This window comes from Marinitenerispora sediminis, assembly GCF_003336425.1.
In the GTDB taxonomy this organism is placed as follows: domain Bacteria; phylum Actinomycetota; class Actinomycetes; order Streptosporangiales; family Streptosporangiaceae; genus Marinitenerispora; species Marinitenerispora sediminis.
Genome location: NZ_QEIO01000070.1, coordinates 19,482 through 27,518, shown reverse-complemented (window position 1 = coordinate 27,518; position 8,037 = coordinate 19,482). Strand labels below are relative to the sequence as shown.

The following is an 8,037-nucleotide window of genomic DNA, read 5'->3' as shown; positions in this document are numbered from 1 at the left end:
CCATGCCCGACGCCCCTACCGGCCCCGACCCGGCGTCCCGCCCACCCCGGGCGAACACCGTCGTCGCGGTGCTGGCCTTCGCGGGGATCGTCGTCTCGCTGATGCAGACCCTGGTCATCCCGCTGGTCCCCCAGTTCCCCGCGCTCCTGGACGCGCCGCCCTCCGACACCACCTGGGTGATCACCGCGACGCTGCTCGCCAGCGCCGTCGCCACCCCGGTGGTGGGGCGGCTGGGCGACATGTACGGCAAGCGGCGGATGCTGCTGGCCAGCCTCGTCCTGCTCGTCGCCGGCTCGGTCGTGTGCGGCCTCTCCGACTCGCTGGTGCCGATGATCGCCGGGCGGGTCCTGCAGGGCCTCGCCTCCGGCGTGATCCCGCTGGGTATCAGCATCATGCGTGACGAACTGCCGGCCGAGCGGCTGGGGTCCGCGACCGCGCTGATGAGCGCCTCGCTCGGCGTGGGCGGCGCCCTCGGGCTGCCGGCGGCCGCCGTGCTCGTCGAACGCACCGACTGGCACGTGCTGTTCTGGGTGGCCGCGGCCCTCGGCGTGCTCGCCACCGTGCTCGTGCTGACGCTGGTACCGGAGTCCGCGGTGCGCTCCGGAGGCCGCTTCGACCTGGTGGGCGCGGCGGGGCTGTCGGTCGCGCTGCTGTGCCTGCTGCTGGGCATCTCCAAGGGCGCCGACTGGGGATGGGCGAGCCCCGTCACCATCGGCCTGTTCGGCACCGCCGCGGTCGTCCTGGCGCTGTGGGGCTGGTGGGAGCTGCGCGCCTCGCAGCCGCTGGTCGACCTGCGCACCACCGTCCGCCGCCAGGTCCTGGTCACCAACCTCGCGTCCGTGGTGTTCGGGTTCTCGATGTTCGCGCAGTCCCTCGTGCTCCCGCAGGTCCTGCAGACGCCGACGGTCACCGGCTACGGCCTGGGCAAGTCGCTGCTGACGGTGGGCCTGGTGATGGCGCCCTCCGGACTGGTGATGATGTCCATGTCGCCGATCTCCGCGCGGATCTCCCGCGCCCGCGGGCCCAAGGTCACCCTGATGCTCGGCGCGGTGGTGGTCGCCGCCGGCTACGGCCTGGGGACCGTGCTGATCTCCGCCGTCTGGCACCTGGTGCTCGTCTCCAGTGTGATCGGCGCCGGGATCGGGCTGGCGTACGGGGCCATGCCGGCGCTCATCATGGCGGCCGTGCCCGTCTCCGAGACGGCGGCCGCCAACAGCCTCAACACCCTGATGCGCGCCATCGGGACGTCGGTCTCCAGCGCGGTGGCCGGCGTCATCCTGGCCCAGATGACGTTGACGTTCGGCGCCCTCACCGTTCCCTCGCAGGACGCCTTCCGCGTGATCCTGGCGATCGGCTGCGCCGCCGCGCTCGTCGCGCTGGCGTGCGCGGCCTTCCTGCCGGGCCGGCGGCCCGCGTCGGCCGCGGGAGCGTCACCGGACCGGGCTCCGGCGGGCGCCGCGGCCTGAACCGGCCCGGATTCCGCTGACTCGGCGCGCTTCCCGGCGCGGTCCCCGGGCACCGGCGGGTGCCCGGGGCGCTCCGACCACCCTCACCGCAGGCGGCGCCAGTCCACGCCCTCGCGTGCGGAGACCGCCGCGGCGGCCGTCTCCGCGTCGAGGGGCAGCGGCATCGGATACCGGGCGCGGATCGCGCGTAGTCCCCGGTGGGAGCGGACGAGGCTGGCGAAGTCGCGCGGGTAGGCGGCGGGGTCCACTCCCGTGAGGACTCCGGTCTTGCGGGCCCGCTCGGCGGTGCGCCCCCAGTCCGCCGCGCTCGCCAGGCCGATGGAGTCGGTGCCGTGGTTGAAGAGCAGGACCCGGATCTCGTCGTAGGGATCGGTGCCGTCCAGGTAGGCCGCGAGGCCCGCGCGGGCGGTCTCGGTGCCGAAGACGCTCCAGTACGGCACCGAGCCGGTGCGCAGGGCCTGCCAGGGGTCGAGCAGGAGGAACGACTCCGCCAGGAGGCGGTCGGCGGGCAGGCCGCGGTCGGTGTACCAGGCGCGGTACAGGTCGGCGACGGCGGGGCTGAGCCGCTGCGGCGTGTCGAAGCGCAGCAGCTCCAGCGGGGCCCGTCCCGCTCGGCGACGTCGGCGAGGTCGTCGAGGAGCGCGGGGGCCAGTCCCCACTCCGCCTCGGGGCTCTCGCCGTCGGGGGCGGGCGGGTCCCAGCGGCGGACCGGGGAACCGTAGCGTTCCAGCAGGTCGGCGACGCGCGGGCCGCCGCGGTGGTACTCCTCGGGCTCGGCGTCGCCGAGGGCGCCGAACTGGAAGACGTAGCGGTCGTCGACCCGGGTGGTGGGCCAGGACAGCGTGCAGTCGACCCCGACGAGCAGGCCGCCGGGCGCGAGGTGCTCGCGGACGAAGCGCCGGTACGCCTCCGGAAGCCGCCGCCACTTGACCCGGAAGTACGTCATACCGGCGATCATCAGCCGGTCCTGGTTGGGGTCGTGCATGTGGTGCAGGTCGAGGTCGGGGTTGGCGGCGAGCAGCGCCCGGCCGGCGTCGGCGACGGCCGCGAGATCTCCGCGCGGGTCGTCCGGCGCGACACCGCGGCGGCGCAGGGGCAGCAGCAGCGTCTGCGGCAGCCACGGCGCGTGGAGGGCCGCGGCCAGGTGGACGAGGGCACCGTTGGCGGAGCCGACGAAGATCACCGGGTAGCGCCGCTTCGGGTAGTGGCCCACGACCCATTCCGCGAGGTCGTCCGAGCGCACGTCGCCGATCCTGCGCCGCGGGACGGCCTCGGCCCAGCCGCTCGCCGCGTAGGCCCGCTCCTGGACCGCGGACGGCAGCAGGTTCAGGCCGCCGAGCAGGCCGGTCAGCGGCGGTTCGAGGGCGGCGGGGAGCTGGCCGATGGCCGGGACGTCGCGGCCGGAGAGGAAGCGCGAGAGGGCGCGAAGCATCCCCGACGCCGAGTCGAACGCCGCGACCGCCTTCGACGCCCTCACCCGGCCGCCCTCCGCCCCGGCCGGCCGCCGCCGCGGGCGTCCGCCGCCGCGAGTCCGCCGGAGAGGAAGTCCCCGACGAGCGCGGCGAGCTCGCGCGGCCGCCGGTAGGGCACCATGTGCCCGGCGTCGGGGACCACCGCGAGCCGCCCGGCGGGCAGCAGCCGGGTCACCTCCTCCGCCCAGTCCTGGGGGACCAGCCGGTCGCCCGCCCCGCGCACCACCAGCGCGGGCACACGGACGTGCGGCAGCCGGTCCTCGACGCGGTCGCGCAGCGCCTCGCGGAACGCGTCGACGACCCGGCGGGTGCCCGCGTCGCGGTAGTCAGCGATGTTGAGCGCCGCCATGGACACGCGCTCTCGGGGCGAGTTGCGCAGCCAGCGCAGCAGCTGGCGGCCGAAGCCGCGGGCGGCGGCGTCGACGGTCGGCCCCACCAGCACGAGCCCGGCGACGCGGTCCGGGTGCCGGACGGCGGCGTCCACCGCCACCTGGCAGCCGAAGGAGCTGCCGAGCAGCACCACCCCGTCCAGGTCGGCGGCGGCCGTCCAGTCCGCGACCGCGTCGGCCAGCGCCCGCAGGCCGAGCGGGTAGGCGGGCCCGGGGCTCGCGCCGAACCCGGGGAGGTCGACGGCCCACGCCTCGTTCCGGCGCCCGAGCTCCTCGACGAACGGCAGGAGCTCGCGGCTGGAGACCCCGGCGCCGTGCACGCACACCACCGGCGGTCTCCGGCCGGGGGCGCGCCAGGCCGCCATCGGCCGGCCGTTCACTTCCGTGGAGATCCGCTGCATGGCGCCGTCCCTACCCGGAAATCCCCGGGTCCTCTCCTCGGCCGCCCCGGGGACGCGCTGACCGGCGGCGACCGGCCGCGGGCCGTCGGCGGGCCGGACGCGCCGCCGCGGGCGAGGCCGCGCTCGGCGTGCGCGTGCTGCCGGTACGGAAGCGCGTCCCGCTCGGCGGCCGCGTCCGGCCGCCGTCCGTGGACAGGCCCGCGGCCCGCGGCGCGAGGACGGCCGGGCCCGCGGCGCCCGCGCGGGGCGGGCGGGCCGCGCTCAGCCGGTGGCGGCCTGCTCGGCCCGGCCGTCCGCTCTGGTCAGGCGGTGCAGGGCCAGCAGGCCGCCGATCCCCGGCAGCAGGGCCAGGCCCGCGGCGAGCCAGGAGCGCCGCGGGTCGCGGGCCACGGCGATGACGGTGAACAGGTAGGCGCAGCCGTGGGTCGGCCCGGCCAGCGAGGAGATCTCGGGCAGGTGCGCGGTGGCGAGGTTGCCGAGCATCACGACGAGGGTCAGGAGTTCGACCGCGGCCGCGACGCGCAGCGGCTTGCGGGGGCGCACGGTCACACCCCCGTCGTGGAGCCGGGGCGGACGATCATGAGGACGGTCACGACGGCCCAGAGCAGGTTGAAGACGCCGGTGAGCATCGCCAGCCGCACCGTGGTGCGGCGCTCCACGGAGCCGCCGGGTTCGTCGAGCCGGGCGAGGGCCGCCTGCTGGCCGGGGAGGACGAGCAGGGCGAGGATGCCGGCCGCCGCGGCGGTGAGCGCGATCGAGGCGATCAGCCACGGGTCGGTGAGGACGCCGAGGCTGCTGGCGGTGGCGAACCCGAAGATCGGCACGGTGATGCCGACGGCGGCGTAGACGCGGCAGATCCGGTGCAGGAGGCGGACGGTGGCCACCGAGGACGCCGCCGAGCCACCGCCCGCGGCCTGGGCGCGCCGCACGGCCGCGGGGAACATGCTGGCGGCCACGGTCACCGGCCCGATCGCGATGATGGCGGCCAGCACGTGCGCGGAGAGCAGGATCTTGGTCATCGGGCGGTCTCCGCTCCCGGCCCGGCGGGGGCGCGCTCGCCCGTCAGGCGGGTGGCGGGCAGCCGGCCGGCGTGCGCCTCGCCGTGCACGGGGTCGCCGCCGGCGCGCAGGGCCATGCGGAGGTTGCGCCGCATGGTCCTGGCGACGGACGGCTGCCAGGCCGCGCCGGGTCCGTGGAGGGTGCTGCCGGTGAGCGGCGCCTCCTCCCCCGGCTTCACGTCGCGGGCGGTGCTCCGCCGGCTCCCGTCGGGAGCGTGCTCACGCCGGACCCGCGCATTCCGCCTGCCCATCGGGATGGCGGGGGCCGGGTTCCAGGTGCCTTGGGCTGCGGACATGGTGGTGTGCCCTCTGCTCTCGTTCTCTCTGGTCTCGGTCATGGAGCGGTCCTGCGGCGGGGGTCACAGGGCGGGGACGGTACCGCGCCGCGCCCACACGGTGCCCCGGCGCTCGTGGGCGAAGAAGGTCTCGACCGCGTGCGCGACCTGGGGGCCGACCTCCCGTTCCACGAGGTAGAGGGCGAGGTCCAGGCCGGAGGTGACGGAGGAGCCGGTGACGAGGTCGCCGTCGTCCACGACGCGGGCGGCGACGGGCACGGCCCCCGTGGCCTCCAGGAGGTCCATGCCCATGTGGTGGGTCGTCGCGGGCCGCCCCTCGATGAGTCCGGCCATGGCCAGCACCATGGAGCCGCCGCAGACCGTGGCCACCAGCGTGTCGTCGCGGTCGAGTGCCTCCTTGGCGAGCGCCGGCAGGTCGGTCTCCAGGGCGCGGCCGAGGATCGCGGGGATGGTTCGCGCCCGCTCCTCGTCGCTGACCTCCTCCTCGGAGGGGAGGGCGCCGGCGGCGCCCGGCAGCACGACGATGTCGGCGCGGGCCGGGTCGAGTCGGCCGGCGGCGCGCAGGCTCACCCCCGGCACGCCGCTCGGGACCTCGCGGGCGCCTTCGGCGGCGACCAGTTCGGCAGCCACCGCCCCGCCAGTGGCCATCCCGGCGGCGAAGAAGACCTCGTGGGGGGCGATGACGTCCAGGGGGTCGAACCCGTCGAACAGCACGAACTGCGCCAGCATGTGACACTCCTTGTCCGCGCGCGGTCCCGCCGCGCGCCTCGGCTCTCGCCGCCCCACGCTAGGCGGGCCGTGCGGGGTGTCCCATGGGCTGGATCGACAATTTCCAACGGATTCCCGCCACCCGCGCCACCACGGGTTTCCACGACCGAAGTCCGATGACCAGGGGGATTCCGGCGTGGCGGGTTCTCGTCTACCGTTGGCGGATGCACACGGTGGCGGTTCTGGCCCTGGAGAACGTGGTGGCGTCCGACATGGCCATCCCGATCGACGTCTTCGGGCGCGCCCGGCTGGCCGACGGGCGCCGGCCGTACCGCGTGCTCGTCTGCGCGCCGACGCCGCAGGTGGTCGGCGAGACGTTCACGCTGACCGCGCCGCACGGCCTGGAGGCCCTGCGGGACGCCGACACGGTGATCGTGCCGGGCCGCGCGGAGCAGTCCCCGCCGCTTGGCGAGGAGGTGGGTGCGGCGCTGCGCGCGGCCGCCGCCGCGGGTACCCGGATCGCCTCCATCTGCGCGGGCGCGTTCGTCCTGGCCGGCGCCGGACTGCTGGACGGGCTGAGCGCGACCACGCACTGGATCGCGGTCGAGCGGTTCGCGGAGCTGTTCCCGTTGGTGGACGTGCGGCCGGACGTGCTCTATGTGGACAACGGCCAGATCCTCACCTCGGCCGGGGCGTCCGCCGGGCTGGACCTGTGCCTGCACATGATCCGGCGGGACCTGGGCTCCGCGGTGGCGGTGGACTCGGCCCGGCTCTCCGTCACACCGCTGGAGCGGGAGGGCGGGCAGGCGCAGTACATGGTGCACTCGCAGCCTCCCGCGCCCCGGGGCTCGCAGCTGGAGCCGGTTCTGGCGTGGATCGAGGACAACCTCGGCCGCGACCTGACGCTGGCCGAGATGGCCGCGCGCGGCGGAATGAGTGAGCGCACCTTCAGCCGCCGGTTCCGGGAGCAGCTCGGCACCACACCGCTGCAGTGGCTGCTGCGGGCCCGGGTGCGGCGCGCGCAGTTCCTGCTGGAGACCACGGACCACGGGGTGGAGCGCGTCGCCGTCCAGGCGGGGTTCGGATCTCCCACCGCGTTCCGGGAGCGGTTCAAGCGCGTCGTCGGGGTCACCCCGCAGTCCTACCGCTCGTCGTTCCGGGCGAACGACTCCTGAGCCGCTCCCGCTCCGCGGAGCCGGGGGCGGCCGGCCCGTCGCGGAAGGCCCGGCCGGGACGGCGGCCCGGGCGGGCCCGCGTCCCGGCCGGGCCCCCTCGGCCTACGCCAGGGCGTCGACCACGACCGCCGCGGACTCCGCGATGAGCGCGTTGTCGTACTGCGCGTCCTCGGCGTCGCGGCTGGACATGATCGCGATGACGATCGGGGCGTCGTCGGGGGGCCAGACGACGGCGATGTCGTTGCGCGTCCCGTAGCCGCCGGCCCCGGTCTTGTCGCCGACCACCCAGCCCTCGGGGACGCCGGCGCGGATGAGCTCGCCGCTCATGGGGTTGCGCCGCAGCATGTCGACGAGGACCTCGCGCTTCTCGGGCCGCAGGGCGTCGCCGAGCGTGTACGCGCGCAGGGTGGCGGCCATCGCCTGCGGCGTGCTCGTGTCGCGGATGTCGCCCGGGGTGGCCTCGGCCAGGTCGGGGTAGACGCGGTCGACGTGTGTGACATCGTCGCCGGTCTCCCGGAGCGCGGCCTGCAGGCCGCTCGGGCCGCCGAGCTCCGCGAAGAGCAGGTTCGCCGCCGTGTTGTCGCTCTGCAGGACGGCGGCGTCGACCAGGTCGATCAGCGGCATCCCGGTGTCGACGTGCTGCTCGGTGACGGGCGAGTGGGGGACCAGGTCCGCCTCGGTGTAGCGCACGACCTCGTCGAGCTCCTCGAACGAGTTCTGGTCGAGGACGGCCGCCGCGGAGAACGCCTTGTGGGTGGAGCAGTAGGCGAACCGGTCGTCGGGCCGGTAGGCGACCACCTCCTCCGTACCGGTGTCGATCGCGTAGACGCCGAGCCGGGCGTCGTACTCGCTCTCCAGCTGGGCGAACGCGGCCTCGTAGCCGGTGTCGGGCGCCGCGCCGCTGGCGGACGCCCCGGCGACCGGCGCGGCGGTCTCGGCCGTCGCGCAGCCGGCGAGCGGGGTGAGGGCGAGGGCGGCCGCGGCGGCGAGCGCGGCGCGCCTCGTGAGGATGCTGGGCATGGTCGGTCCCTCTCTGGGTTTCCCATGAGTCGTGGCGGGCCCGCGCCGGCCG

Annotated in this window: 9 protein-coding genes; 2 read left to right on the top strand and 7 right to left on the bottom strand. The window is 75.9% G+C overall.

Annotated features, from left to right (window positions below; all coding sequences use genetic code 11):
• Nucleotides 1–2: 2 nt before the first annotated feature.
• Entirely contained in the window at nt 3–1,466 is a 1,464-nt protein-coding gene (locus DEF28_RS14905) for an MFS transporter (protein ID WP_114433591.1), read from the top strand.
• Nucleotides 1,467–1,549: 83 nt separating this feature from the next.
• On the opposite strand, the gene DEF28_RS28445 is transcribed toward DEF28_RS14905, so the two are convergent.
• The 6 genes from DEF28_RS28445 to DEF28_RS14875 form a co-directional block, all read right to left on the bottom strand.
• Complete coding sequence (locus tag DEF28_RS28445; protein ID WP_233515311.1) at nt 1,550–2,125, bottom strand: hypothetical protein; 576 nt, start codon at nt 2,123–2,125, stop codon at nt 1,550–1,552.
• A gap of 814 nt (nt 2,126–2,939) precedes the next feature.
• Entirely contained in the window at nt 2,940–3,728 is a 789-nt protein-coding gene (locus DEF28_RS14895; protein WP_114398756.1) for an alpha/beta fold hydrolase, read from the bottom strand.
• Between the two features lie 261 nt (nt 3,729–3,989).
• On the bottom strand, nt 3,990–4,277 hold the full coding sequence (locus DEF28_RS14890) for a DUF3817 domain-containing protein (protein WP_114398755.1): 288 nt from the start codon (nt 4,275–4,277) through the stop codon (nt 3,990–3,992).
• Complete coding sequence (locus DEF28_RS14885) at nt 4,274–4,747, bottom strand: hypothetical protein (protein ID WP_114398754.1); 474 nt, start codon at nt 4,745–4,747, stop codon at nt 4,274–4,276. Before DEF28_RS14885 ends, DEF28_RS14890 begins: the two co-directional genes overlap by 4 nt.
• Nucleotides 4,744–5,124 (bottom strand): hypothetical protein, encoded by a 381-nt coding sequence (locus DEF28_RS27300; RefSeq protein ID WP_114433254.1) that lies wholly within the window; start codon nt 5,122–5,124, stop codon nt 4,744–4,746. The genes DEF28_RS14885 and DEF28_RS27300 overlap by 4 nt, the downstream gene beginning before the upstream one ends.
• Before the next feature lie 21 nt (nt 5,125–5,145).
• Nucleotides 5,146–5,811: a DJ-1/PfpI family protein gene (locus DEF28_RS14875; protein WP_114398752.1), complete on the bottom strand. Its 666-nt coding sequence runs from the start codon at nt 5,809–5,811 to the stop codon at nt 5,146–5,148.
• 203 nt (nt 5,812–6,014) lie between these two features.
• On the opposite strand from DEF28_RS14875, the gene DEF28_RS14870 reads away from it, so the two are divergent.
• Nucleotides 6,015–6,965 (top strand): GlxA family transcriptional regulator, encoded by a 951-nt coding sequence (locus DEF28_RS14870; RefSeq protein ID WP_114398751.1) that lies wholly within the window; start codon nt 6,015–6,017, stop codon nt 6,963–6,965.
• A 102-nt stretch (nt 6,966–7,067) separates the two neighbouring features.
• Here DEF28_RS14870 and bla read toward each other — a convergent pair whose 3' ends face one another.
• The gene (bla, locus tag DEF28_RS14865; protein WP_114398750.1) at nt 7,068–7,985 is read right to left on the bottom strand and encodes a class A beta-lactamase; all 918 of its coding nucleotides are present in this window, start codon (nt 7,983–7,985) and stop codon (nt 7,068–7,070) included.
• Nucleotides 7,986–8,037: the final 52 nt, after the last annotated feature.

Bases quoted from the DNA above. Each gene is read 5' to 3' on its own strand.
- DEF28_RS14875 (WP_114398752.1), bottom strand. From the start codon at position 5,811: ATGCTGGCGCAGTTCGTGCTGTTCGACGGGTTCGACCCCCTGGACGTC.
- DEF28_RS27300 (WP_114433254.1), bottom strand. From the start codon at position 5,124: ATGACCGAGACCAGAGAGAACGAGAGCAGAGGGCACACCACCATGTCC.
- DEF28_RS14895 (WP_114398756.1), bottom strand. From the start codon at position 3,728: ATGCAGCGGATCTCCACGGAAGTGAACGGCCGGCCGATGGCGGCCTGG.
- DEF28_RS14870 (WP_114398751.1), top strand. From the start codon at position 6,015: ATGCACACGGTGGCGGTTCTGGCCCTGGAGAACGTGGTGGCGTCCGAC.
- DEF28_RS14905 (WP_114433591.1), top strand. From the start codon at position 3: ATGCCCGACGCCCCTACCGGCCCCGACCCGGCGTCCCGCCCACCCCGG.
- DEF28_RS14885 (WP_114398754.1), bottom strand. From the start codon at position 4,747: ATGACCAAGATCCTGCTCTCCGCGCACGTGCTGGCCGCCATCATCGCG.
- bla (WP_114398750.1), bottom strand. From the start codon at position 7,985: ATGCCCAGCATCCTCACGAGGCGCGCCGCGCTCGCCGCCGCGGCCGCC.